This is a genomic window from Ruegeria sp. BG11, from assembly GCF_056538565.1.
This window is the reverse complement of the sequence record NZ_JBQFTH010000014.1, coordinates 48,734-74,664: the sequence shown is the minus strand read 5'-3', so window position 1 is coordinate 74,664 and position 25,931 is coordinate 48,734. Positions and strand designations below refer to the sequence as shown.

Sequence of the window (25,931 nt, the reverse complement as noted above, 5' to 3'; positions counted from 1 at the left end):
TTACTGAACCTTGGCCAACTCTTCGTTCAACGCCGCGATGGCTGCGGCCGCGTCGATCTCGTCGTCAATATACTGGCGCACGACGCGGTTTATGGCCTGGCTGTTGATCATCTTCGATGCCAGTGCCAGCTGGCCTTCGGCCACGCCCCAGCGTTGCGCCACATCCAGACCGCCAACGATTTCGTCGATCATGGATTGTTCGTACAAATCACCCAGGGGCGCTTTGCGGTCGACACCAACAGGCAGCTCTGCCCAGGCCTCCGAGAACGCGGTCGGGTTGTCGGCATTGCCACGACGGACCGGGAACTTGCCCTCAGGCGCGATTGCCAGCGTTTGGGTGTAACCGTCGTCCATGGCGAATTTCACGAACTCCATCGCCGCATCGGTATCGGCGTCGTTGGTGATGCCGAAGTACCGCACGTCACCCCATGCCGCGCCATCGGGGTTCGACGGGCCGGACAGTTTGGTTACGATGCCGGTCTTGCTCGCCAGATCGCGCGAAGTCGGGTCGTCGTTGATGGTTGGCGGGGCGCTGTCACGCAGGCCGGCCAGTTCGTCCAGAATAAAGGGAGACCAGATGATCATTGCGGCCTTGCCGTCAAAATACAGCTCGCGCGATTGCTTCCAGAAAAGTTCACCCGGAGGCGACGCCTTGGAGATTGCTTTGTAGAAATCCAGAACCTCGGTGGTTTTGGCTTCGTCCAGCGGCTGGAACCCATCGGGACCCACAGGCGACACTCCATTGGCGAGGAAGACATGCTCCAACACCTGGCTCATGAAATTCTCGTCAACCTTGGTCGCCGAGACAAAACCGTACATTTCCGGCGGGTTGTGCAGAGCCTCAAGCGCGGCCTGAATATCAGCGAAGCTATCGGGGGCCTCCAAACCGGCCTCTTCGAACAGGTCCTTGCGGTAGACCACCATCTGGGTCCAGCCATCGACTGGCACCGAGGCGGTTTCGTCGTTGAACGCAGCCATCGCCAAAGCACCGGGGGCGAAAGTGTCTGCGCCCAACTCTTCGATCACTTCGGTCGCGGCTTCGGTGTCCAGAATACCAGCCTCGGCCCAAGGCAGGGCGTATTGCAGAGTGTGATAAACAACGTCAGGCAGGTCGCCAGCAGCAAAAGCGGCAGTCGCACGCGTGCCCAGATCGCTTTCAGTGATCGGGATCACCTCAACCGTGGTACCGGTTTCGGCTTTGAACTGGTCTGCCATCTCTTGCTGTTTTGCCAGACGTTCAGGTTGCTCCTCAGTGGTCCAAAAACGGATCGTGTCGGCCTGCGCAGATAACGCTGTCAGCGCCAGTGCAAGTGACGAGCCAAGCATCAGCTTAGCAGCTTTGGGTGTTAGTTTCATCGGTGTCCTCCCCGGTTATGTTCACGTCAGATGGTTTAGTCTACGCGCCAATTCATTTGACGTCAGATTTGGTGGCCCGTCAGAATCACCTTCGATCAGGGTGGCCTCGGCCAGTTCTCGCAAGTCTGCAGCCGCTTCGCCACGGATTTGCCGGATCAGTAGGGTCGCCAACCGTTCACCGGCGGCGCGGGAATCGACGGAAAATGTGGTCAGTGCGGGACGCGCGTAACGGCATTCCGGAATGCCGTCATAGCCAATCACCGAGATGTCGCGCCCGATTTCGAGCCCCTGATCCTGCGCATCCGCGCAGAATCCCAACGCGGCCAGATCGGTCGCAAAGACAATCGCTGTTGGAGGTTGATCCAAGGCCATCAGCGCACGCCCCTGAGCCGCGCCATCTTCACGCGTGCGCGCCCCTTCCTGGATCAGATCCGGATCTAAGGGCAGACCAGCGGCGTGCAAACCTTCGGCATAACCATCGCGGCGGAGATGCGCGTAGTTGAACTTGGGATCGCTGCCGACAAAGCCTATGCGTGTATGTCCCAAATTGCTCAGTCGCAAAACGGCGTTACGCATCGCGCTTTCACCGGCAATGTCGAACCACGAAGTCTCGTCCCAGTTGTTTGGCTGTCCATAGCCGGTGCGCCCATACAGAATATGAGGTACCCCAAGACTGCGCAGAAGGCCAATACGCGCATCCTTGACCGCTGTCCGCGGGAGAATGAATCCATCGGCCTTCCGTTCCTCGTAAAGGCGGCTCAGCACCTTCAATGTGTCTTTTTCGGAGGTCGCCGTGGAAATGGTCATGGTCCAGTCGAGGCTACTTGCTGCTGCGCAAGCTCCGGCCAGAAAATCCTGCAAGAAGGGATTATGCTGATCCGGCTCCTCGCTGTTGATAACCATAGCTATCGCACGAACTTGCCCGGTACGGATCGCCTGCGCATGGCTGAGCGGTCGATATCCCAACACCCGAGCTGCTTTTTCCACCCTTGCGCGCGTCGCCGAAGAAATATCTGGATACCCGTTAAGCGCGCGCGAAACCGTGCTTTTAGACAAGCCCAGATGCGCCGCCAATTCGTCCAGTTTCACCCGGCCCGTGACGGTTGCGCTACCTGACTGGTCACGCGGTGGATATGATAGATTCGCAGTCATTGAAGCTATTTGTTCGTTCCGAAACCGGTTTCGGCAACAAAAAAGTTAAAAAAAGTGCAATCTGGCTATTTTTTGGACGTTATTTGAATTTCGTCACAACACTTAAAGAACACGCGTAAGCGCTTTGTCGTAGTGTTGGGACAAGTCGCGTTGGTGCGGCTGGGAGGTGCCTGTTCGAGGGTGGCTACATCCCAGAAAGCCCGGCATTGGTGTTCAATAGAAACTGGCGGAAAATTGGGCTGCTTGCCGCTCCAATACCGCGGGCGTTTTCTCCAACAGCTGCAGCTTCAACAACCGGAGGAATCAAACCACGTTTGTCTTGGTTGGCCAGGTAACGACGAACTCGTGAGACCAGCTCTTCCCGTATTTCAGGTGGGAACGCGCCGTCGATGAAAATCGCCTCAAAGTCTATGACCGCGCAAATAGACAGCGCAGCCTTGGCCAGTTCCTGCGCCGTGGTGCCGATCCAGGGTTCGACATAGCGAGAAATGCTGCTCCAATCCTGCGGCTTTTTCCACAAAATTACAGGATCAATACCCGCTTCGATCAGCCTGTCCTCGAGCAGAAACAGAGATGCGGTGTCAATCAGTTGCTGGCTTTCACCCAAAGGACCCGTTGTCCGCATCGCGCCCAAGGCACCGGCATTGCCTTGGTTGCCCTCGAATACGGTGCCATTCAGGGCAACGCCTCCGCCAATCATTGAGCCGATGAAGAAATAAAAGTAGTCTCGGTACTCGGCCCCGCGGCCATAGAGATGTTCGGCGTGACACGCGGCCGTCGCGTCATTGACCACAAAAACCGGCAGGTCGCTGAACTTGGCCACTTCGGAAAAAAAGTTCACGTTTCTCCAGGATTTGAATTTCTGAGCCGCAAGCCCAGACAGGTCGTGCCACTTCCACAGCTCGAACGGCGTACCGATCCCGATCCCGCATACACGGTCGCGAAGCTTCTGGGGCTCATTGGCCAGAAGCTCTTGCAATCCTTCCTCCAAGAACCCGAACACAGCTTCGGGCAGCGGGTAGTCATAAGTCGTCGAGAGCTGTTGGCGCGGCTTGCCGGTAAAGTCGATCAAAAGAAGATCAGCGCTGCGGCGACCAATCTTCATTCCCACCGACAGGATACCTTCGGGATTGAGTTCCATAGGGATCGAAGGTTTCCCAACTTTGCCCTTCAACGGCGTCCCACGTTTGAGAATCTCGTCCTTTGCGAGCTTACGCAGAATGATCGACACGGTCTGCGGGGAAAGGCCCGTCAGCCGAGCGACATCGGCCCCGGCGGCAGGTCCATGCCGTTGTAAAACCGTCAGAATCAGGCGTTCGTTGTGATCACGAACACCGCTTTGGCTTACCCCGCCGGTTAGTATTTTCAGCGCCTCTTTTTCCATTACCCTAAACATAAACACCTTGTTTTCTTATGAAAAGATGCGCAGTCAAATTAATAAATAAACTTTATTTATTTATTGACACCGAGGCTAGAATCACGGTTTCTTGAGCAGGACCTTCATTGGAGGATGGAGGCGCGCCTTGTCGCTAATTCGCGCGGGGCAACAACAATTTTCTGGGAGGAGACTAAATGAGAAATCTATTTAAGATTGCCGCATCCGCCACAGCGCTTACGTTGGCTGCAGCATCTGCGCAGGCTGCCGGGGAAACCGTCTGCCTGATTACAAAGACCGATACCAACCCCTTCTTTGTCAAGATGAAGGAAGGTGCGACCGCCAAGGCAGAAGAGCTGGGCATGACGCTCAAGGCGTTTGCCGGCAAGGTTGATGGCGACCATGAAACTCAGGTCCAGGCTATTGAGACCTGCATTCTCGATGGCGCAAAAGGCATTCTGCTGACGGCATCCGACACCAGCTCTATCGTTCCTGCGGTCAAACAGGCCCGGGATGCGGGAGTTCTGGTCATTGCTCTAGATACACCGCTGAGCCCGATTGACTCAGCGGACGCGACATTCGCGACAGACAACTACAAGGCTGGTCTGCTGATCGGTCAATGGGCAAAGGCCAAGATGGGCGATGCCGCAGCCGATGCCAAGATCGCGACGCTGGATCTGAACGTCAGTCAGCCGACAGTGGACGTTCTGCGCAATCAGGGTTTCCTCGACGGTTTCGGTGTGGAACTGGCTGACCCGAATGTCATCGGCGACGAAACCGATGCGCGTCTGGTAGGCAGTGACGTGACCGACGGCAACGAAGAAGGCGGCCGCCGCGCGATGGAAAACCTTCTGGCCAAAGATCCATCCATCAACGTTGTTCACACGATCAACGAACCAGCCGCTGCAGGCGCATATGAGGCGCTGAAATCCATCGGGCGTGAAAACGATGTGTTGATCGTTTCGGTTGACGGCGGATGCCCCGGTGTCCAAAACGTCGAAGCCGGTGTGATCGGTGCGACAAGCCAGCAGTACCCGCTGTTGATGGCCTCGCTTGGTGTTGAGGCCGTAAAGAAATGGGCCGAAGAGGGTGTGAAGCCCGAAAACACACCCGGCAAAGACTTCTATGACACGGGCGTGGCACTCATCACCGACCAGCCGGTTGATGGGGTTGAGTCGCTGTCGGTCGCAGAAGGCCTGGATCTCTGCTGGGGCTAAAGACAGCTCTATAGGTGAGGCGCGCAGCAGCGCCTCATCAATCCTTTCACCAGCAAACCGAAACTTCCTGTACACTGATTTCGTGGACGCGATGCCAGCCACGAAAAGGGGGAGAAATGTCTGAAGCAAACCAAAACGCCCAGGAATTCGAAACCGCCGCCAACGCGTCAGAAACCGTTGCGGAGTTTGAAGATCACCGGCGTGGTGTTCTGGGGAAGTTGCAGCATCTTCTCCACGTCAATCCATCCTTTGTGCCCTTGATCGTTCTGGTTGGCGCGATCGTAATTTTCGGCCTTCTGCTGGGCTCAAAGTTCTTCTCACCCTTTGCGATGACGCTGATCCTACAGCAGGTTCAGATCGTCGGCATCGTGGCCGCCGCACAAAGTCTTGTCATTTTGACTGCCGGCATCGACCTAAGCGTCGGTGCGATCATGGTGTTTTCATCCGTCATAATGGGTCAGTTCACCTTTCGCTATGGCATCCCCGTGCCCATTGCGGTGATGTGCGGTCTGGCCATGGGGACCTTGATCGGGGCTCTCAATGGATGGCTGGTCAGTCGCGTAAAGCTGCCGCCATTTATTGTCACGCTCGGCATGTGGCAGATCGTTCTGGCGACAAACTTCCTGTATTCCGCAAATGAAACAATTCGCAGTCAGGATATCGAGGCCAACGCCCCGTTCCTGCAATTCTTTGGTACAAAATTCAGCGTCGGTGGCGCGACCTTTACGGTTGGCGTGATCTTCATGCTCGTTCTGATTTTCGTGCTGGCCTACGCGCTCAAACACACGGCCTGGGGCCGGCATGTCTATGCGGTGGGGGACGATCCCGAGGCCGCCGAGCTATCCGGTGTGAACGTGCACAAAACACTGATGTCCGTTTATATGCTATCCGGTTTGATCTGTGCCTTTGCGGGCTGGGCGCTGATCGGGCGCATCGGGTCGGTTTCACCAACATCCGGTCAATTGGCCAACATCGAAAGCATCACTGCGGTTGTGATTGGTGGTATCTCATTGTTCGGCGGACGAGGCTCCATTCTGGGGTCCCTGTTCGGGGCTCTCATCGTCGGTGTCTTTACTCTGGGGCTCAGGCTTCTGGGCGCGGACGCGCAGTGGACCTTCCTGCTTATCGGACTTCTCATCATCGCAGCGGTCGCAGTCGACCAGTGGATCAGAAAGGTATCGGGCTAATGTCAGACACAACTCCAGTCGTCCAAGGCCGCGGGATCGTGAAGCGCTATGGGCACGTTACCGCCATCGACCATTCTGATTTTGAACTGCGCCAGGGGGAAATCCTTGCGGTGATCGGTGATAACGGCGCAGGCAAGTCGTCCATCGTCAAGGCGATCTGCGGTGCCACGATCCCGGATGAAGGCGAGATCCTGATAGAAGGCAAAAAGGTCAACTTCACCTCGCCGATTGATGCCCGGAACATGGGCATCGAGATCGTCTATCAACAGCTTGCCATGTCCCCTGCCCTGTCGATTGCGGACAACATGTTCATGGGACGCGAGATCCGCAAACAGGGATTCATGGGCAAATACATGCGTCAGCTGGATCGGCCTGCGATGGAGAAGTTCGCCCGCGAAAAACTGACCGAGCTTGGGTTAATGACCGTGCAGTCGATCAATCAGGCGGTGGAGACGTTGTCCGGCGGCCAGCGCCAAGGCGTTGCCGTTGCGCGCGCAGCTGCCTTTGCGACCAAGTTCATCATCATGGACGAACCGACGGCGGCTTTGGGCGTCAAGGAAAGCCGCAAGGTGCTTGAGCTGATCCAGGACGTAAGGGCACGTGGCATTCCGATCATTTTGATCAGCCACAACATGCCACATGTCTTCGAAGTCGCCGATCGCATCCATGTGCACCGGCTCGGTAAAAGGCTCTGCACGATTGATCCCAAGGACTATACGATGTCCGACGCCGTGGCCTTCATGACCGGCGCCAAGGAACCCCCAAAAGAGGACGCCGCGTGATCGAGCAGGATGCAAAGCACGTTTGCGACCTGATCTCCTCCCGGAGGCAGGTTGGGGTTCGGACGATTGTTGCAATCGCCGGCCCCCCTGCTTCCGGAAAGTCGACCCTAGCAGAAGCCGTTGTTCAATCGCTGAACGCGCAACAGAGCTCGGCGGTTCCTTCAGCCACTCTTGTGCCAATGGATGGTTACCATTTGGACAACCGCGTATTGGAGACGCGCGGCTTGCGGGCAAAAAAAGGCGCACCAGAAACTTTCGACGCTGTTGGGTTTTGCAAGGCAATTAAGGCGCTACAATCCGCGCGACACGAAGTCTTTCATCCCATGTTCGACCGCCAAATGGACCTTGCCATCGCCAATGCAATTGCGGTTCACCCTGAAACTCCGATCGTGGTTGTGGAAGGAAACTACCTTTTGATGAAAAGCGACCCCTGGAGGACGTTAGAGGATGTTTTCGCCCTAACGGTTTTTGTCAGCCCCACATTGGAAGAACTCGAAAGCAGATTGCAGCAGCGCTGGATTAAGCACGGATTTGACCCTGAAACCGCGCTACAACGCGCGAAAACCAACGATCTGCCCAACGCAGAACGTGTCATCCGCGATAGCCGGAAAGCCGATCTTACACTGAGTCAAAACTATACCGAATTCGGGATGCGCTACGCGTTCTGAACCTGTGCACTGGCTTCAACAAGCCCTTGAGGCAGGGCCTCTGGGCAGCTTCAGGTACAATCCAAGTCACCCGATCCGATATCCGGAAAATGGTCACGAGCGTGCGAATGCATCCAGAAGCAGCGCATGTATGCTCGATCATTGCTGGAAGTGCTTGAACGCGGCAAAATATAGGATTCCATGCTGTCCGAACGGCCAACTAGACAGTCCCACAAAGCTCATTGTTTGGATTTTTGCTGTCAACATTCTACCGCGAAAGAGTATTGTCGACACAAGCGGGAAGAAGGCAGCTGGTATCGAGGCGATCAACAAAATGCTCAAAGGCTTTGGTCGCCCCATTCTTATAGAGGCAGCATCATGGAAAAGGACCATCGTTCCATCTATAGACGAACTCGCACGAAGCTCGGCTTCAAGCCTTTTGCATCTGCACCCTCAATTCTTGCAGGAATCGAAGTGTCGCAGATGATCCGTAAAGGTCAGTTCACGCAGAGAATTTGTCTGTTTCTACAGTTCGCGGGATTCACTGCTTAACCCGTGGGGAAAGCGCGATATCTGTACTCAGCAAGGAACTTTGCTACAGGACCTACGAGTGTGCGAAATTAGTTTGACAAACAATTTTGTGGTATTTTTTCGAACTTTCTGCACATTACATCTGCTTCGTCAATTTCACCCACTTTTGAGGCTTTGTTTCAAAGCTCTGGCTTGCTCCGTTTGGTTTTAGTACGTGGTAAACCTTCAGTCCCAACTGGTCGAAAGCCAACTCATGACCTCCTTCGAAGGCGCGAAACATCCCGAGGACGTGATCCTAATTTTTGTCTTCTTCTGTGTCCGACACAGCGTTCCCTGCTAAGATCTTACAGAGACTATGTCCTACCTTGGCGTTAGGGTGAAACACCCGACGCTGAACCGTTGGATCACAAAATACGTTAGTGAAATCGCCGACGTCGCATACGGGTATAAGGGACCGAGTGACCACCCCTTGCGGATGGACGAACCTTAAACAAGCGTGAAAGGTACACGGTCACTCTCCATAAAGCTATGTGCAAACACGGCGATACGCTGGGCTTCATGCTTTCAGAGCGTCGGAAGAAACCTGCTGCTTAAGAACTCGTCGCTCAATTGATTTAACGCAGTGATCTTGCGCGACAGTTAGTGTCGATGTGAGCGGAGCGAACACAGCAGGTATCAAAGCCAAAGAAAATATGCTGATTGGCTTAGGCAGCCCAATCCCAAACAAGAGGGTCACGGGGAAGCATTTGAGTGACGTCGCGGGATAGAACCATAGCTTCACCAAAAGACGCACTCGACAGAAAGTGGGATTTGAGACTTTCACTTCAGTCACTACAACAATAGTCAGAAGCGAGGTGGCGCACGTGATCCGCAAAAGTGAATTCACGCCCAGATACTTTCACTTTCTTCAAATTGCAGTACTGAAATTATAGGCGGTGAGTTCGATGTCAGCTTTTTAAGTCAAAAAGCTACACAACAAAGCGTCAAACGGCGAACGCTTCTGGCTCCATGTCTTCCCAAAACTCGAAGATAGCTGTGGCGTTCAAGCCCGAGCGCCAGCCATGAGATCGAAAATGCTCTCGATCTAGATCATTGTGCAAACCTGCTAAGAATAACCGCTTGTCTGCATCTCGCTGTGTTGGGTTTCGCCGCGAAACCAGGTCTTCTACGATTGCAAGCTTGCGTGCCCTTGCCTGCCTTTCGGCTGTTCGGGCCGCATATGCCTTTTCTTCTGAGGCTTTTTCCGCGACCCGTTTTCGCGCTGCCTCGATGGCTTCGGGACTAGGCTCGGGTGTTGAAATTTCCTTCGTATCTTCGTAGTCATCCCGCAGAGCAGCCGACAAGTATCCGACAGTCGATTTTACACCGCCTTGCCCTTTTACGTAATCGAGCTTCTTCTGGACATAGTCTTCGCCGTGTTCCGCGATCCATTGCCGTGCCAAGCGATCCGACACACCCTGCTTCCTCAAAGTTTTGTACACGGCGAGATTGCGCACCCCATCACTATCGTCGATCTCGAACATCGCCTTTTGCGGATTTGCTTTGATCAGAAAACGAATGTCGGTGACGGTTCGACCTTTCTTTTGAAACTCGGGCTCGATCAAAATATCCGAGCTTTTGTTCACCTCCGTGACCGCTGGTTTGATGATCTTCGCGTTGAGATGCTTGAAACTGGCGTAGTAGTCGCTGCCATCAACACCCATCAGCTTACGGAAAACGTCCAGGGGCCACCAACCAGTCGACCCTGTTCGCACAAATCGGTAGCAGTTTTCATACAATGCAAGCCCATGCCCGGAACTGAAATTTCGCTGTATCTGCACGTTGATCAACGCATAGATCTTCGGATCGTACAGTTTTTGCGCTAGCGCGGGTGAGTATGAATACTCGCAAACTCCCCCCTTCAGTTTGGCAAAACTCAGCAGGGATGAGACGCCCCATTCCTGACGCCCCTGCTCATCCAGCATGTCCCATTCCGCGACTGTTTCCGCCAATGCCCGCAGGCTGGCACGCAGAGTGTCAAAGTCGTTTGAATTGTACCCGACCATCATAGCAAGCGTCCGCGCATCAATCGTGTGGGTCTGCGCGGTCGTCAGTGCGTCATAGGCGTTCATCAACAAAACATTCGAAAGCTTTCTCTGCAACAGAGAAAGTTTGCCGCTGATGTGTATCGCTGCGACATTCTTTTTAACAGTCTCTCGACGCAAAGCGCCCGAGAGCTGATCCATATTCAATTGTGTATCCGGCATGATTCTGCCCGGCTGCTCATTTTGCAAAAGCGTGACACAAAAGGTACCTTTGCTTCAATAGTTTTTGGGTACCCAAACACGGGATGAAGGCAATCCCGTATTCAGGTACCTTAAGAATCACGCAAGCAAGTTATCCACAGAAATTGAATCAATCCGAGTCCGATCCCAACTTCGTCCCCGGTACTCTGCGAGAAAACCCATCGAATTAGTGTCTCTTTACCGTGGATTTTCAGTGTCCCGAGAATCAGTCCCCTACTTCCTGATCCTTGGCACCTGATGTACCGTAAACAGATACCTTTGATCCCGTAAAACGGTTCCTTTAGAACCGTAAGTAGGTACTCTATTGCATTTAATTTATTGTTTTCACTGCATTTCTACATAGTAAAGATTCTAAAACTTCTAAAATACTAAAACGTTTTATGTGTCGATTTTCTTTGATTTTGATTGGTTTCGCCACGAAACCGCTTGCAGCTACAATCAACTGTGGAAAAAACACCGGAAGAGGATAGTCATCTCCAACAATGTTCGCTACATTTACCGATATACGTCGCAAAGACGAACATTTTCTGAGGCATCGACAGTGAGTAAAACCAACCAACCTCCCCTACCCCCTTATCTGAACCTCGATCCGGAAATCGCAGCGACGAAGTTACCTAATCCTATCGATACATCTCGATTCGCAAAAGCAGCGGCTTTCTGTGCAAAAGGACGCGAGGACCTTGCCCGTAGAGGATATGCGCCTGATGGTGAAAAGCGACTGCGCCGATTTTCAATTTGGGAAATCACAAAATATCTGATTCCGGTTGCTCCGGCCCATCTGCGACGTGTTTTAAAAGCGAACCCAGATTTGCCACAAGGCGAAGGTGAGGCGGGCTCCAAGTGGTTCACCCTTGAAGATGTACTATCGCTGCGCAAGCACTTTGCGGCGGAAGGTGTAAGCACCAAGGAATACCTGCCTTACCGACCCGAAGGGCTGCCAGCAAAGGTCGTGGCTGTAGCCAATTTCAAGGGAGGTGTTGGCAAGACATCCACTGCCGCGCATCTGGCGATGTCCGCAGCCCTAGATGGGTATAAGGTGTTGGTTATCGACCTAGATAGCCAAGGTTCGATGACATCAATACTCGGAGGCCAGGTTGCTGATGAGTGGCAAACCGTCTTCCCTTTGGTCGCGAAAGACTATGCCCGCGCGGTACAGGAGGAGAATCGGGTGCGCTCGGCTTCGGCGCAACCCGAAATCCCTCTTGACGAAACCCTGCAGGAAGCCTTGAAAACCACGCCTCAGGACGTGATTCAAAAAACGCATTGGCCCAATATCGACTTAATCGGGGCGCAACTGAACCTGTATTGGGCCGAGTTCCAGATACCCGTCTGGCGTATGGGCCTGAGAAGCTGGCCCTTATGGGACGGTTTGACGAACTTCCTCCAGGATGAAGGCGTTTTGAATGACTATGACGTTGTCTTCCTCGATACGCCTCCTGCTCTTGGGTACCTAACGATCAATGCGTTGGCTGCTGCAGACATTTTGTTGGTGCCGCTGGGGGCTTCGTTTCTGGAATTCGATTCCACCGGTCGTTTCTTCGATATGCTCTATACGACATTCGCCAGCATCGAAGATGGTGAGAATGCAGCGCAACGTGCGGCGGGTTTACCCGAACTGAAGTTCGAATGGGATGTAGTGCGCGCGATCATCACGCGGTTTGACGCAAGCCAGCAGACCGATATGGCCAATGTCATTCAGGCGTATTTCGGGGATTTCATGAATGCCTACAGGCAGGACTATACAGCGCTGGTCGGGCAGGCGGGTGAACAAGTGAACGGCATCTATGAAGCGGACTACCGCGATTTCAACCGTGAGACATATGTGCGCGGACGTGAGACCTTTGACCGAACCTACGCCGAATTCAAAGAAGTTCTGATCGGATGTTGGTGGCGCGACGCGCAGATGGGAGGACAGGCAGATGGCTAAACGTAGAAGACTGATTGCACCAGATACAGAGGCGCTTGAACAGTTAGAGGCCGGTTTCGCGGCGAAACCCTCGGTTAGCCCGTTTGAGACCAAATCCGCTCCGCCACCCATCGCCCAAGTCGCGTCCGAAGCAGCATCGCTTGGGGGAATGGCTGCTGTCACAGACCGTGTTGCGCTGGCTCAGGATCAGGGCGACGCCGCGCGTTGGCGCGATGCGCAAGAGGCGGGGTTGGTGGCCCAGATGCTGCCACTTGACCAGATCGACGCAGATTTCATCCGACGTGACCGCATGGTCGAAGATGAAGAAGCCATGGCAGAGCTCCTGGAATCCCTTCGCGTCAATGGGCTGAGAACACCGATCGAAGTTACTCCCGAAGGGGATGGCTTCGGTCTGATTTCGGGATTTCGACGGCTTGAAGCGTTCCGACGGCTGGCGGGCACGGATCCTCGGTTTGCCGAAATCCCAGCTTTTGTTCGCAACGCGGGGGCGGGGCAAGGGGCCTATGTCTCCATGGTCGAAGAGAACGAGCTACGCGCCAATCTCACGCCGTATGAGAGAGGACGCATAGCCGTACTGGCGGCAGGGCAGGGGGTTTTCCCGTCGACCGAAGCGGCTGTTGATGTGCTGTTCGCTGCTGCGTCAAAAGCAAAGCGATCAAAGGTCCGCAGCTTTGCAATGGTTCATGAAAGCCTAGGCGATCTTCTCCAGCACCCGGTTGCCTTGTCAGAGAAGGCGGGTTTAAAGCTGGCATCGGCCATTCGAAGTGGTGCGCAAGCGGTACTTCGCGAAGCTTTGGCAGGAGTAGGTCCGCTGGATGCAAAGGCCGAATGGGGTATCCTTGAAAAAGCAATGAGTGACTCGTCCGAAGCATCTCAAGGCAAAAGCCGAGGCGGTCGACCCACAGAAGTTCTACGCCTCCCAAAGAGACCATTGAAGGGTGGAGGAGAGGTTTGGGCAGAAGTCGCATCCGGTGAATTGCGGCTAAAAATCAAGGGGCGTGAACTGGCGCCGGCAGATGCGGAAGCCTTGGTGAACCAACTTTGTAAGCAATTTGAATAGGTAATAGTTGAGGTGCAGGAGGCTGGTAGAAAGGAGGGCAGAAAAGCAACTTTTTAGGAGTGTGCAAAATATCAATATAATGATCACTGCATTCTGGATGGCTATCTTGCATTGGGCGGTTAAGACTCTTGCAAACCTTTGCGTTTTGACGATTCTGTCGCAAATTTCTTTGAGACCTGCCTAGACGGAACCGGAGAGGCGATTGTTTCGCCAGCCGACCAAACTGTTGACACGGGTGGACTCCAGGTACGAACTGACCTCTGCGCATCATGTTGACCAATTCTAAATCTGCAAAGGTAGATTCGGCTACAGCAAAAGCCTTGAACTCTAACCTGAGACTATTGCTCCGTATGATGAAGCGGTGATCTTGTTCGATGACGCTATTGAGTTATCCCTTTGTTTCTCAAGCTTTCTCTGGATCAGTCGGCATCATAGTCCCGGTTATCGTGAAGCCAATCGACGATCGGAAGGCTGCTCAGCAACGCCGGGGCACCCATGTAGCCGCTGACCTTACGGGCAGTGACAAGAAGTTTGATCGGTCTGTCCAGACAATCGCAGATAGAATGTAGCTTCGTGTTCACGCCACCTGTCTTCCGACCAATAAGGCGTCCACGCCCCCCTTTTTGACGTCTAAATTGATCGCTTTGTGTTGCGCCATCAAGTAAGTCGCGTCGATCATCACTGTCTTCTCTTCGCTATGCGCGGCGGCCAGACCAACCATCATACGGGCGAAGATGCTCTTATCTCTCCGCGGCTTCCGACGGTTGTACAGCGTCTTACGAGGTCCAAAAACCGCCAAGGTATCACGCCATAGCATACCATTGAAGTTGATGACGAGAAACACGCTCAATACACGCCGGTCATCAACGCATGGCTTGCCATGGGGCTTCGGTAAAAAAGCCCAGGACGCGCCATCTGCGCATCCGACAGCCACAAGAGATCAGATATGTTCAAAGCGCAATTTTCAAAAAGTGAATCATATCGCCTGAAGGAAATCATGGGTCGTGATCCTAGAACTCTTGGGATGGACGGCCAAATTCTACTGTGATCCTATGCCATTGCAGTTCATGGGCATTCAATGCGATCAGTTTCGTATCTTGTAGGTATCTTAGCAGCCATTGCCGCCAGCATTGGCCTCTATTTGGTTTCTTATCAATACTTCGTTTCGGAGGAGCTTTCGAAAGCTCAAGGTCGGCTCTCTCTCTACCAAAGTTCGGTGAACAGCGAGCTCGAACGATTTTCCCACCTTACTTATGTGCTGTCACAAGACTCCTTTGTAATTGGAACAGCCGAAGGCGATGGCACCGGAACCTTAAACCGACGCCTCGAGGATTTTGCAGAGCAGGCCGGTCTGGATGCGATCTACCTGATGGACGAAGACGGGATCACGATTTCCGCATCGAACTACCGCGACACAGGGAGCTTTGTCGGCCAGAACTACGCTTTCCGCCCGTATTTCCAAAGCGCCATTTCCGGGGAACAAGGCCGTTTTTACGCCATCGGGGCGACGACTGGTCTGCCAGGATACTTCATCGCCAACACAGTGCTTAACGACCGAGGAGCTTCAACTGGTGTCATAGCGATTAAGATCGATTTCTCTGATCTTCAGGACAGTTGGAAAAACTCGGGCGAACAGGTTCTTTTGGCCAATGAAGACGGTGTCGTTCTGCTTTCTTCGAACGCGGATTGGCAATATCGCGCATTGACACAATTGTCGGAACCACAGCGAGAGCGAATTCGAAATGCCAGGCAGTTTCCGGGGCAAGACTTGGATGCGTTGGATTGGGTTGAGTTGCCGGGAGATCAGGCCAGAATTGCGGGGACGAAGCGCTTGCATCTTGCAGCTACGGAGTTGCCTCATGGCTGGTCGCTTCACTATTTTGCAAGTGACGATCAGGCCGTCGCGCGCAGTTGGCTTGTAACTGCAATTTTTGTCCTTTTGGCGGGGCTCACATTTATCTTCTTCCAGATACAACGCGCGAGACGCGTAAGCGCGGCGTTGGCGCGATCTGAAGAGGAAGAAGCAAAGCTGCGCGATGCAAATGAAAGGCTTGCCATCGAAATCGACGACCGCAAGACAGCCGAACGGAGCCTCAAACGCACCCAGAGCGAGTTGGAGCGCGCAAGCCGACTGGCGGCTCTGGGGCAACTCTCCGCGTCGGTCACGCATGAACTGGGCCAGCCCATCGCTGCGATGCGCAATCATCTGGTGGCAGCAGAGATCTCATCTTCTAGTGAGACAAAACTGCCGCAAAAAATCGGAAGCCTGGTCGACAGGATGGAAGGGATCACGCGCCAATTGCGGTTCTTTGCACGGTCAGAGAATGAGGCGTTCGACGACGTAGACTTATGCACTTCGGTCAATGCCGCTTTGGCTCTGGTTGCGCCAAACATCGAGCAGGGTGGGGTGAAAATCTCAGTTGATGCGCCGACCGGTCCGGTCTTTATCCGGGGCAGTGCCCTGCGGATCGAACAGGTCATCACCAATCTTTTGCGCAATGCCATAGATGCAACAGATGAAGCGGAGGCGCCTGAAATCCAAATGTCTATCACGGCTTCTGATGGTGAGGCAGTTTTGGAAATTCAGGACAACGGTCACGGATTGGGCGAGGCAACGCTGGCTGAGTTGCAAGAGCCATTTGTAACCACAAAAGAGAGCGGGCGAGGCATGGGCTTGGGACTGGCGATTTCCACCAGCATAGTCAAAGATCACGATGGCACAATGACGGCCCGAAACCGCGATGGCGGAGGAACAATTTTCCGCGTCACCTTCCCGATGGCCTCAAATATTGAAGAAACGGACGAATGACCCAGCAGCAACCTTTCAAAGTTCTGGTCGTTGATGATGACAAATCGATGCGACATTCTCTTGTCGAGTTGCTCGAAGCTGCTGACTGGACTGTTAGCGCCCTGTCGCGCGCAACCCAGGTGACGGAGTATCTGGCCAGCGCGTCGCCCGATGTCATTCTGTCCGACGTGCGTATGCCTGGGATGTCGGGGCTTGAATTGCTGGCCAGTCTGGACAGGCATGTGGCGCCTCCGGTAGTCTTGATTTCGGCGCACGGTGACATCCCAATGGCGGTTCAGGCCATACAGGAAGGCGCGTATGGGTTTATCGAAAAGCCATATGAACCTCGGCGATTGTTGACGGTGCTGAGGCATGCGGCTGAACAAAACCGAATGCGGAAAAGCAATGCCCGCCTCAAAGACAGGCTGTTCAAACTGTCAGGCCTTGACCGTATCCTTCTGGGCCAAACGGACGCCATTACAGACTTGCGACAAGACGTACTTGATCTTGCCGATACATCGGTTGCAGTTTTGTTGCAGGGGGATACCGGCACCGGGAAAGAGCTGGTTGCCCATGCTTTACATGATTTGGGCCGCGCGCCGGAGGCACCGTTTCTGGCGCTGAATTGCGCCGCATTGTCGGCCGATACGTTTGAAGCGGAAATGTTCGGCGTCGCGGGTGAATCCGACGGAAGGCTTGTGGCGGCATCGGGTGGGACCTTGTTTCTGGATGAAATCTGCTCGTGCCCACCAGCGGCGCAGGCCAAGCTACTAAGGGTCATCGAAGATCAGCAGGTCCTGCCGGTGGGGGCTGTGTCGCCGGTGCCGGTACGTTTCAGGGTCGTGTCAGCAACCAACGAAGACGTTGTACTGGCCGCCGAGGAAGGCCGCCTGCGTCAGGACCTATTGTTTCGACTAAATACTGTCGTCCTGACTTTACCTCCGCTACGGCAAAGACGGGATGATCTGGTTCTGCTAGCGACGCATTTCTTGAGCGAATACGCGCAGGTTTATGAGATTGACGCGCCAGAGCTTGATCAGGACGATTTGGCCGCTCTGTTTGCGCATGACTGGCCCGGTAATGTGCGTGAATTGCGCCATGTCTGCGAACGGCGTATTTTGGCGGCCCGACGCGGAGGAGGGTCGATGGCGCAGGCTATACATAGCGATCAACACTTCGACGAAGTACCGGATACGCTGCGCGAGGCGGTTGCTGCTTTTGAGCGCGAGCTCATCGGCAAAGCCATTAAGGCACATAAAGGCCGCATGGACGCCGCGGCCGAAGCGCTAGGGATTGGTCGCCGGACGCTCAACGAAAAGATTGTCAAACTCGGTCTCGATAAAGAGGCGCTGATGTAAGCAAAACCACTCTGCGGATATCCGCAGGGAAACAGAAATTTCTCGCGCGGTTTCCTTCATAGGCAGGCTGCTGCGCATCCTGAATACTCTGCCCAAGCACATTGCGTGATCTGGGAGGAGCCAACATGCGCAAACATCTTAACCGAGCGGCCATTGCTGCCCTGTCACTGACCGTTGCATCCGAAGCGCTGGCTGTCGAATGGAACGTTTCCCTGTGGGGCAAGCGTCGTGCCTTTACCGAACACGTCGAGAAACTTGCCGAACTGGTGAGCGAAAAGACGGACGGTGAGTTCACACTCAACATCAGCTATGGCGGTCTGTCGAAGAACAAAGAAAACCTCGATGGGATTTCGATCGGTGCGTTCGAAATGGCCCAATTCTGCGCAGGTTATCATCGTGACAAGAACCCCTCGATCACTGTCTTGGAACTGCCGTTTCTGGGCGTGACATCCCTTGGACAAGAAGTCGATCTGTCGATGGCCGTTTATCAACACCCGGCTGTTGTCGAGGATCTGGCCCGCTGGGACGCCACGCTGCTGATGCCTTCACCGTTGCCGCAATACAACCTTGTTGGCGTGGGCGAAGCGCCGAAATCCCTCACAGATTTTGAAGGCCTGAGCGTACGGGCGACTGGCGGTATCGGTAAAGCGATGGAGACGGTTGGGGCAGTTCCGACCTCGATGTCTGCATCCGAAGTGCGCCAGGCAATGGATAGTGGCATTGTCAAAGCGGTCAGCTTTGCGCCACACGCGCATATGTCCTTTGGCACCATTGAAAATGGTACTTGGTGGACGACAAACCTCAACCCCGGCACCGTCAACTGCCCTGTCGTGGTGAACACGCTGGCACTGGAAGATTTATCTGAAGAACACCGCGAAGCGCTGCTGGGATCGGTGGAAGAGGCGCTGGATCACTACGTGAGCCATTATCAGACTAAAACGATGGAAGCGTGGGGCCCAGAGTTGGATCAACGCGGCATCGAACGGGTCACTTTCAGCGATGAAGAAATCGCAGTGTTTAAAGAAGCCGCTGCTGCCCCAGCGGCCGAGGCCTGGATTGCAGAAAACACCGAGCGTGGCCTGCCAGCACAAGAACTCTATGATCTTGTGACTGGGAAGATCGCAAACGGCAGCTAATCCACTCACAACCCGGCGTCAGCAAACAAGCTGGCGTCGGGTGCCTTTATCCCTGACAGCGGAGTACAACGATGGCCGGGTCATCCCTGGTGCTGTCCGACGACAGCCGTCTCAGCATTCTCGATCAACGCCTCTATAAACTGGAGAGCTTTCTGGCTCTGATCAGCGGTCTTGCAGTGTTCTCGCTGATGGTCATGGCCGTGGTCTCCGTTGGTGGCCGGAACTTCGCCAATGCGCCACTTCCCGGTTACGTGGACTGGATCGAGCAGGCCATGCCATTGATCGCCTTCATGGGGATTTCTTATGCGCAGCGTGATGGCGGCCATATCCGAATGGACATGGTTGTTGGAGCGCTCAGAGGCCGGACGCTCTACATCGTTGAGTTCATCACGACCGCTGTCATTCTGGCGCTGATCGTCTTGCTGATCTGGGGGAGCTGGGCGCATTTCGCACGCAGCTTTGACTTTGGTGCTCCACTCTGGAGCCGCGACAGCTCGATCGACATAGGTATCCCGCTGTGGCCCGCAAAGCTGTTGGCCCCCGTCGCCTTCACCGTGCTTTGCCTAAGGCTTGTTCTACAGCTCTGGGCCTACGGTCGTGCCATCCGGCACCCCGATCAGGCCCCTGTTGCCGTCCCGCTGATAGCTGACGCAGCCACTCAAGCTGCAATGGAAGCCGAGCACGTCTCGGGCCACGACAACTGAGGGTAATTCTGATGGAACCCACTGATATTGGTTTGATCGTATCGGGCGGTATGCTTGTTCTTGTGGTGCTGGGGATGCGCGTGGCCTTCGCCGCCGCGACAGCTGGCATGGTTGGTCTGATCTGGATCTTCTGGGCCAAGTTTGGGTATGACCCGGCGCGGTTCGGTAAGGCTGTGACTGTGGCCGTCAAAACTGCGGGGCAGGTGCCGCACTCCAAGATTTCGAGCCAGGCGTTGAGCCTTATCCCGACCTTCATCCTGATTGGCTACCTCGCCTATTACGCGGGCCTGACCAAAGCCTTGTTCGAAGCCGCAAAGCGTTGGCTGGCATGGGTCCCCGGCGGTCTGGCGGTTTCGACCGTTTTCGCAACCGCCGGGTTTGCGGCGGTATCCGGGGCCTCGGTCGCCACTTCCGCTGTGTTCGCCCGTATCGCCATTCCCGAGATGCTGAAGATCGGCTACGACAAGCGTTTTGCTGCAGGTGTCGTTGCCGCAGGCGGTACGCTCGCCTCGCTCATCCCGCCTTCGGCCATTCTGGTCATCTACGCGATTATCGTTGAACAGGATGTGGGCAAACTGCTTTTGGCGGGATTCATCCCGGGCATGTTCTCGGCTGTGATTTATGGCCTGCTTATCATTGGCATGGCCGTCGTGATCAAAGGATTTGGGCCCGCAGTCACTGGATTTACATGGAAAGAACGTTTCCTCTCGTTGCCGCCCGCATTGCCCATCGTAATTGTCGTCGTCACCATCATTTTCTTTGTCTACAACCCGTTTGGCGGCGATGCCTGGGGTACGCCAACCGAAGGTGGCGCAATTGGAGCATTTGTGGTGTTCCTGATGGCGCTGTATCGGGGCATGCGCTGGTCCGAACTCAAGGACGCGCTTTTGGAAACCGCCAAGCTGAGCGTCATGATTTTCACGATCATCTGGGGCGTTTTGGTTTACGTTCGTTTTCTTGGTTTTGCCGAGTTGCCAAGTGCATTCTCCGACTGGATCACCTCGCTAGAAATGTCTCCGATGCTGATCCTGATCTGTATTCTTCTGGCTTACGCAGTGTTGGGTATGTTCATGGATGCGATAGGTATGCTGCTGCTGACGTTGCCGGTCGTTTACCCAGCCGTGATGGCTCTGAATGGTGGTGAAGCTGTAAGCGCAGCCAAGAGTACCTTCGGTATGTCCGGGCCTATGTGTGCTATCTGGTTTGGCATTCTGGTTGTGAAAATGGCCGAGTTTTGCTTGATCACCCCGCCTATCGGGCTGAATTGCTTTGTAGTGGCTGGCGTGCGTGATGACCTAAGCGTGCAGGATGTTTTCAAAGGTGTTACGCCTTTCTTTCTGGCGGACGCTGCGACAATTGCGATGCTCGTCGCTTTCCCTGCGATTGTTCTATGGCTTCCAGGACAGGTCTGAACCACATGGGATGGTTTTGGAGTGCGGTTCGCCGGTGCGGTTAAGACCTGCATCAATCAGTTTCGTTGCTGAATATTTGACGCTTGTTCAATGTCCGGTTTTGGCCGTCCTCGCCGGGACGGTTAGCACCATGGTCTATCTATCCTGCGGATGACCAAATGACCGGAGAGAGCGTAGCAGAGACATCTCCACAACATCGCACTAAAATCGAACGAAATGGAACGCGATAACGGAAAAGAACCTGGGATTGCCCAAGGCAGGATTGTTGTGCCGGCAGAACTGTCGACCTGTGAGCGGCGAGCTCTGTCGAACAAACTGTATTCAGTACACCAAAAGATCTTTGCGGGTGTTTCCGCCGAAGAGTTTCATCAGCATGTGATAGAACCGCCGGCAGAAGCAACATCCATCCAGCTTTACTGCGCGGCAGACCAAAGTGTTATTGGTTATTGTGCAGTTCACCGTTATCGACGCCAAGTGCATGGGCGCAGCGTCATTGTATTGCGGGCAGAGGCTGGGTTGGCCCCTGGGTTTCGCGGGCGCGGCGCAACCTACGGCTTCGGGATCGTACGTGCTTTAACTGAAAAGCTAAGCCATCCATTCACCCCAGTGTACTATCTCGGCACACTCGTTCATACGTCGAGCTATCACCTGTTCTGCAAGTATTTTCGGCGAATTTTCCCGCACCCGGATATTAAGCCGCCCGCCGATACTCAGGAAATCGCTCGCCAACTCATAGAAAGCTTCTCTGATCCGGCAGTTCGTCCAGAAGATCCGTTTGTACGCGACGTCGGATGGGTCACTATCGAAACACCGCAAGAAAAACGTCTCAATGAACGGCTTGATCCATCAGACGTGCAGTTCTTTAAGCTACGCAATCCAGGTTTCACAAAGGGTCACGGCCTTGTCGTTCTAATTCCGATGACGTGGCTCAGCCTTTTAGGAGCACTTCTTTCACGTTTTTACGAGCGCGCGCGCATCGCTTCCGGAATTCATAAACCCGACCTTTGATTGAATGGTGACTTTGCCTGCACTTCCGCCAAACGCTCTGAGGGAATCGGACATTCGAAAACACCGAATCGACCGTTCGAGCAGATCGCAGCGATCGGCTGCTGCGAACCCAAAGTAACATTGGATGCAAACGGCTCTTAGGTCATCAATGCAAGATGTGCGTCATCAATAGCAGCTCAGACAGAGTTGGTGCGATTAGTCACTATGCGCGCACCAACCCCAATTGAATCCTGTCACGGCTCCACTACGACTTTTCCGACCTTAGATCCATTCGTCAGGTGCGCATAAGCTGCGCTGACATCGGCCCACCCAAACTTATGTTCGTCAACAATCGGTTTGAGCGCGCCCTCATCCGCCAGACCTGCCAGTATCTTCAGGATGTCGCCATGTGTTTGCCGCCCGACATCGTGCATCATCGGGATCAGCATGAAAACGACGTGCAGAGACAGACCTTTGAAATGCGCAGGCGTCAAATCAATCTCGACCATCGCGACCGTTGAGGCGACATGGCCATTGAGCCTGGCGGCTTCAAACGAGTTCGTCATGTTCTGCCCGCCAACGCTATCGAACACTACATCGAAGCCCACACCGCCGGTGTGCTCAGCCACGTAGTCCTGGACCTTTTGCGTTGTGAAATCTATCGCGCGCGCGCCCAGCTCTTGGATCAGGGCCATCTGATCCGCGCCGCGACCCGTTGCGGATACTTTGGCACCAAGGTGACGGGCGATTTGGATGGCAATATGACCAACGCCACCGGCACCACCCTGCACCAGAACAGTCTGCCCTTCGCCAACACCAGCACGGGTCAGCCCTTCATAGGCGGTGATGCCGACGAGAGGTAGCGCTGCGGCTTCCCGCATGCTCAGCGTCTTGGGTTTGTGTGCGATCAGGCGCGCGTCTGCGTTAATGTACTCCGCCAAAGCGCCCGGGAGATCCATCAATCCACCAGTGCAACCGTACACCTCATCGCCTATGGCAAGACCTGTCACACCGTCGCCAATCGCAACAACCGTGCCAGCAAAATCCATGCCAAGCACGGCAGGCAATTGGGGGGACAGAGGCAGGTCCGCGCCCATGCTTCGGATCATTGTGTCGACGGTGTTGACGCTGGTCGCGGCCACTTTGACGACAACATGTCCGGGTGTCGCGACCGGATCGGGAATTTCAGCAAGCTCGAACAGCGCCTCGGGTCCGTAAGAGTTGAGAACCATTGCTTTCATTGAGATTTTCCTTTTGTGAGATGCTGTCAGACCCACGTCGGAACCACGCACGCCTGACGAGATTATTGTCTTGGGGGTGGTCAGTTGATGTCCTGCACTTGCATCACCAGATCGCCCCACTTGCGCTGGTTCTCGATGTCGTGTTCCAAACCTTGTTCATCCGCGATCGTGAAACGTTTGACTGCCGGAGTTTTGCTGGTCGCCTGATACAGCCAATAGGCTTCGGCCTTCAGCGCCTCATCAATGGGCTTGTCGATGGATTCATAGACCATCTGCTTGCAGGCATTGATCGACTCTGCAGGGAATTGTGCGATGCGTTCGGCCAGCGCGGTTACATACAGGCCGATTTCATCCGGCTCCAATGCCTTGTTGATAGTTCCCAGACGTTCGGCATCATCCGCGTCATAGTCTTGTGCGCTTAGGATGATCTCAAGCGCTTTGCCAAGGCCGGTTTGACGGGCCATGCGCGAGGCGCCACCGCCGCAGGGCACGATGCCCATTCCGACCTCCATTTGCATGAACTTGTATTTTCCCCGCGCGGCAAATCGCATATCCAACGCCAAGGCCAATTCGTGCCCGCCACCACGCGCAAACCCTTCCAGCTTTGCGATGGTCGCCTGTGGTACCTTGCTGATCCGCTCGCAAACCGATTGGAGATCCAAAAGCTGAGCGTCCTCGCGGGACACGGCTTCGGTCGACATGTCCTTGAGTAGTTCGGTATCGTAGTGGCAGACCCAGATTTCCGGATTGGCCGATTGAAAGATCACGACCTTGGTGTCACGGTCCCGCTCTAGGCGCATGGCCAGACTGTTGAGGTCGGCCAACATTTCCTGGCCCTGCACGTTCACGGAGCCGAAGTTGAAGGTGACCGTGGCGATACCGTTCTCAACAGTGACGTCAAAGGTTTGGAAGTTCTCGTATTTCATCAGGCAGTCCTTTCTTGGGCCTCGACGCAGCACGCGTGAGGGGTAGGGGAGTGTTAAAAGTTGAAGTGCTCGGCGTTTGCGCGCCGCGATGGTCAGCCCGTCTGGCTGATCAAGTCTTTGATGGTGTTCATGACGTCAGCAGCGTGGTTTTCGTCGAGCGCTGCGGCATGGGGATCAGCGAAAGCCCCACTGTCATTGTCGAAATAGGCTCCTGCGGCATCCGCAAACCGCACACCCAAGGCTGCGTCAATCAAGATATCAGCGCCAATATTCATATCGTTCCCTGCGAGGCCAAAGCCTTCTTTCACCATTTTTGATGCCAAAAGAGATCCGGGATTCACCGCGACCATCACTGGTGCATTCGACAGCGATTTGGCCCATTCGCGGGTCCAGATGGTGATCGCCAACTTACTTTGGGCATAGGCTTCCATGTCAGCCATTGGCACATTGCCCTGCATGGCCTTGAGGTTCACCGGGGCCTGTGCCGCCGATGAAAGATTCACGACACGACCGTCGGCAGGAATGATCGGCAGCAGCAGTTTGGTCAGAAGGTACGGTGCAAGCGTGTTCACCACAAAGCGAATGTCCTGACCATTTTCCAGCACGGATTGCGGAGCTTTCAGCACACCTGCGTTGTTGATCAACACATCTAGTTTGTCATGCTTGGCCCGAACGTTTTCGGCCAGTTTTCGAACCGCGGACAGATCGCTGAGATCAGCGGCATAGGTTTCAACATCGCCTCCGACGGCGGCAGCCGCGCTCTCCAATTTGGATGCACTGCGTCCATGGAGGAGCACTTTGTGCCCATCGGCAGCCAGCTTCTTCGCTGTCAGTAGGCCAATGCCGTCGGTTGAACCTGTAATGAGAATAGTCTTGGTCATCGGTCTGATCCTTCAGGAAAAGTCAGGCAGCAGAGTGTCCGCCAGATGTTCGAGGGTTGTGTCGATCGGTGCTTTATTGAACCTTAGGTTCAGCGCGACGTGATTGACCCCGAGCGTTTCAATCTCGCGCAAATAACTGCGCAGGAAGTCGGTGCCCGACTGAAACCCAAGATGGATTGGGCGTGGTGGTGCGGCAGCGTCGGCTACAACATCGACGTAGAGCGATTGCATCACAGGCTTATCCGGTTGACCTGCGGCTTTCACGCGTCTGCGGTAATCTGCGATGACTTGACCCTGAGCCGCCGCATTGCGCGGATATGTCATCCAGCCATCTCCGTTCTGCGCTACCCAATCAGGTGATTGTTGGCTGCCACCGGTAATGAGCATCGGCAGGCGCTTCCCGTGCGGTTTTGGCAATAGATCAATCCCGCCATGCAGTTTGCCCTGTGCATTTTGATGCGTCGGGTAAGCCGATCCAACGGCGCGGATGTACTCAACACTATCGCGGAAACGTGCCCCGCGATCTTCAAAGCTCTGGTTCATCGCCGGGTACTCCTCGGGCCGGTCGCCGGACGCGACACCCAAAAGCAACCGCCCGGCAGAGAGCACATCTGCCGTTGCTGCTGCCTTGGCGACATGAGCGGGGTGACGCAATGGCAGGATCACGCTCGACGTTCCAAGCGCAATCCGATCCGTCGCCGTTGCCAACGCTCCCAGATAGACAAATGGATCGAAAACCTGCCCGGGGTCGCCAAAGCTTGGAACATTGAAGGGCACGTCCCGCAGCCAAAGTGCTGCGAACCCAAGCTCCTCGGCTTTCTGAGCCGCTTCCAAGTGCCCCCTTAGCGTCGGTTCTGCGCCGACGGCATAGGCTTCGAGAGGCAATACAAGGCCGACGCTCAGTCGTCCGGGACGGAACACCTGGTTGTAGGCCAAATTGATTTGCTCAAACCCAGCCAGTTGCGTTTCATCCAACATG

20 protein-coding genes and 1 pseudogene are annotated in these 25,931 nt (G+C 54.7%); 12 read left to right on the top strand and 9 right to left on the bottom strand.

The annotated features are described in order from the left end of the window. The 3 genes from ACR0JF_RS19960 to ACR0JF_RS19950 all read right to left on the bottom strand — a co-directional run bounded on the left by ACR0JF_RS19960 (position 1) and on the right by ACR0JF_RS19950 (position 3,892). Positions 1–1,356, bottom strand: coding sequence for an extracellular solute-binding protein (locus tag ACR0JF_RS19960; RefSeq protein ID WP_170661336.1), 1,356 nt, complete (start codon positions 1,354–1,356; stop codon positions 1–3). A 21-nt stretch (positions 1,357–1,377) separates the two neighbouring features. After that, positions 1,378–2,508 (bottom strand): substrate-binding domain-containing protein, encoded by a 1,131-nt coding sequence (locus tag ACR0JF_RS19955; protein ID WP_170661337.1) that lies wholly within the window; start codon positions 2,506–2,508, stop codon positions 1,378–1,380. Between the two features lie 184 nt (positions 2,509–2,692). Then, complete coding sequence (locus tag ACR0JF_RS19950) at positions 2,693–3,892, bottom strand: ROK family transcriptional regulator (protein ID WP_170661338.1); 1,200 nt, start codon at positions 3,890–3,892, stop codon at positions 2,693–2,695. A gap of 188 nt (positions 3,893–4,080) precedes the next feature. Between ACR0JF_RS19950 and ACR0JF_RS19945 the strand changes: the two genes are divergently transcribed. The 4 genes from ACR0JF_RS19945 to ACR0JF_RS19930 all read left to right on the top strand — a co-directional run bounded on the left by ACR0JF_RS19945 (position 4,081) and on the right by ACR0JF_RS19930 (position 7,737). Then, positions 4,081–5,100, top strand: a complete 1,020-nt coding sequence (locus ACR0JF_RS19945) for a sugar ABC transporter substrate-binding protein (RefSeq protein ID WP_170661339.1) — start codon at positions 4,081–4,083, stop codon at positions 5,098–5,100. A 116-nt stretch (positions 5,101–5,216) separates the two neighbouring features. Next, positions 5,217–6,287 carry an ABC transporter permease gene (locus tag ACR0JF_RS19940; RefSeq protein WP_170474861.1) on the top strand — a complete coding sequence of 357 codons (1,071 nt, stop codon included), beginning with the start codon at positions 5,217–5,219 and terminating at the stop codon, positions 6,285–6,287. Continuing rightward, positions 6,287–7,069, top strand: a complete 783-nt coding sequence (locus ACR0JF_RS19935) for an ATP-binding cassette domain-containing protein (protein ID WP_170429655.1) — start codon at positions 6,287–6,289, stop codon at positions 7,067–7,069. The genes ACR0JF_RS19940 and ACR0JF_RS19935 overlap by 1 nt, the downstream gene beginning before the upstream one ends. Further along, positions 7,066–7,737: a nucleoside triphosphate hydrolase gene (locus tag ACR0JF_RS19930; RefSeq protein ID WP_480669723.1), complete on the top strand. Its 672-nt coding sequence runs from the start codon at positions 7,066–7,068 to the stop codon at positions 7,735–7,737. The genes ACR0JF_RS19935 and ACR0JF_RS19930 overlap by 4 nt, the downstream gene beginning before the upstream one ends. A gap of 1,493 nt (positions 7,738–9,230) precedes the next feature. On the opposite strand, the gene ACR0JF_RS19925 is transcribed toward ACR0JF_RS19930, so the two are convergent. Continuing rightward, complete coding sequence (locus tag ACR0JF_RS19925; RefSeq protein WP_170661340.1) at positions 9,231–10,493, bottom strand: replication initiation protein; 1,263 nt, start codon at positions 10,491–10,493, stop codon at positions 9,231–9,233. 580 nt (positions 10,494–11,073) lie between these two features. Between ACR0JF_RS19925 and ACR0JF_RS19920 the strand changes: the two genes are divergently transcribed. Both ACR0JF_RS19920 and ACR0JF_RS19915 read left to right on the top strand, forming a co-directional pair. Then, positions 11,074–12,459, top strand: a complete 1,386-nt coding sequence (locus tag ACR0JF_RS19920; RefSeq protein ID WP_170661486.1) for an AAA family ATPase — start codon at positions 11,074–11,076, stop codon at positions 12,457–12,459. Next, a complete protein-coding gene (locus ACR0JF_RS19915; RefSeq protein WP_170661341.1) occupies positions 12,452–13,519 on the top strand; it encodes a ParB N-terminal domain-containing protein in 1,068 nt (355 codons plus the stop codon). Before ACR0JF_RS19920 ends, ACR0JF_RS19915 begins: the two co-directional genes overlap by 8 nt. Positions 13,520–13,941: 422 nt before the next feature. Here ACR0JF_RS19915 and ACR0JF_RS19910 read toward each other — a convergent pair. Continuing rightward, positions 13,942–14,467 (bottom strand): annotated as a pseudogene (locus tag ACR0JF_RS19910) (transposase family protein); the annotation flags it as partial. Between the two features lie 130 nt (positions 14,468–14,597). On the opposite strand from ACR0JF_RS19910, the gene ACR0JF_RS19905 reads away from it, so the two are divergent. The 6 genes from ACR0JF_RS19905 to ACR0JF_RS19880 all read left to right on the top strand — a co-directional run bounded on the left by ACR0JF_RS19905 (position 14,598) and on the right by ACR0JF_RS19880 (position 21,925). After that, positions 14,598–16,328: an ATP-binding protein gene (locus ACR0JF_RS19905; protein WP_170661343.1), complete on the top strand. Its 1,731-nt coding sequence runs from the start codon at positions 14,598–14,600 to the stop codon at positions 16,326–16,328. Continuing rightward, entirely contained in the window at positions 16,325–17,665 is a 1,341-nt protein-coding gene (locus ACR0JF_RS19900; RefSeq protein ID WP_170661344.1) for a sigma-54-dependent transcriptional regulator, read from the top strand. Before ACR0JF_RS19905 ends, ACR0JF_RS19900 begins: the two co-directional genes overlap by 4 nt. Positions 17,666–17,790: 125 nt before the next feature. Then, positions 17,791–18,801: a type 2 periplasmic-binding domain-containing protein gene (locus ACR0JF_RS19895; protein WP_170661345.1), complete on the top strand. Its 1,011-nt coding sequence runs from the start codon at positions 17,791–17,793 to the stop codon at positions 18,799–18,801. A 71-nt stretch (positions 18,802–18,872) separates the two neighbouring features. Next, positions 18,873–19,505, top strand: coding sequence for a TRAP transporter small permease (locus ACR0JF_RS19890; RefSeq protein ID WP_170661346.1), 633 nt, complete (start codon positions 18,873–18,875; stop codon positions 19,503–19,505). Positions 19,506–19,516: 11 nt separating this feature from the next. Beyond that, a complete protein-coding gene (locus ACR0JF_RS19885) occupies positions 19,517–20,917 on the top strand; it encodes a TRAP transporter large permease (protein WP_170661347.1) in 1,401 nt (466 codons plus the stop codon). 216 nt (positions 20,918–21,133) lie between these two features. Continuing rightward, positions 21,134–21,925 carry a hypothetical protein gene (locus tag ACR0JF_RS19880; protein WP_170661348.1) on the top strand — a complete coding sequence of 264 codons (792 nt, stop codon included), beginning with the start codon at positions 21,134–21,136 and terminating at the stop codon, positions 21,923–21,925. A 233-nt stretch (positions 21,926–22,158) separates the two neighbouring features. On the opposite strand, the gene ACR0JF_RS19875 is transcribed toward ACR0JF_RS19880, so the two are convergent. The 4 genes from ACR0JF_RS19875 to ACR0JF_RS19860 all read right to left on the bottom strand — a co-directional run bounded on the left by ACR0JF_RS19875 (position 22,159) and on the right by ACR0JF_RS19860 (position 25,930). Then, positions 22,159–23,145, bottom strand: coding sequence for a zinc-dependent alcohol dehydrogenase family protein (locus ACR0JF_RS19875; RefSeq protein ID WP_170661349.1), 987 nt, complete (start codon positions 23,143–23,145; stop codon positions 22,159–22,161). A gap of 80 nt (positions 23,146–23,225) precedes the next feature. Next, positions 23,226–24,071: an enoyl-CoA hydratase/isomerase family protein gene (locus ACR0JF_RS19870; protein WP_480669718.1), complete on the bottom strand. Its 846-nt coding sequence runs from the start codon at positions 24,069–24,071 to the stop codon at positions 23,226–23,228. A 92-nt stretch (positions 24,072–24,163) separates the two neighbouring features. Beyond that, positions 24,164–24,952: an SDR family NAD(P)-dependent oxidoreductase gene (locus ACR0JF_RS19865; RefSeq protein ID WP_170661351.1), complete on the bottom strand. Its 789-nt coding sequence runs from the start codon at positions 24,950–24,952 to the stop codon at positions 24,164–24,166. 12 nt (positions 24,953–24,964) lie between these two features. Then, a complete protein-coding gene (locus ACR0JF_RS19860) occupies positions 24,965–25,930 on the bottom strand; it encodes an LLM class oxidoreductase (RefSeq protein ID WP_170661352.1) in 966 nt (321 codons plus the stop codon). Position 25,931 lies beyond the last annotated feature (1 nt).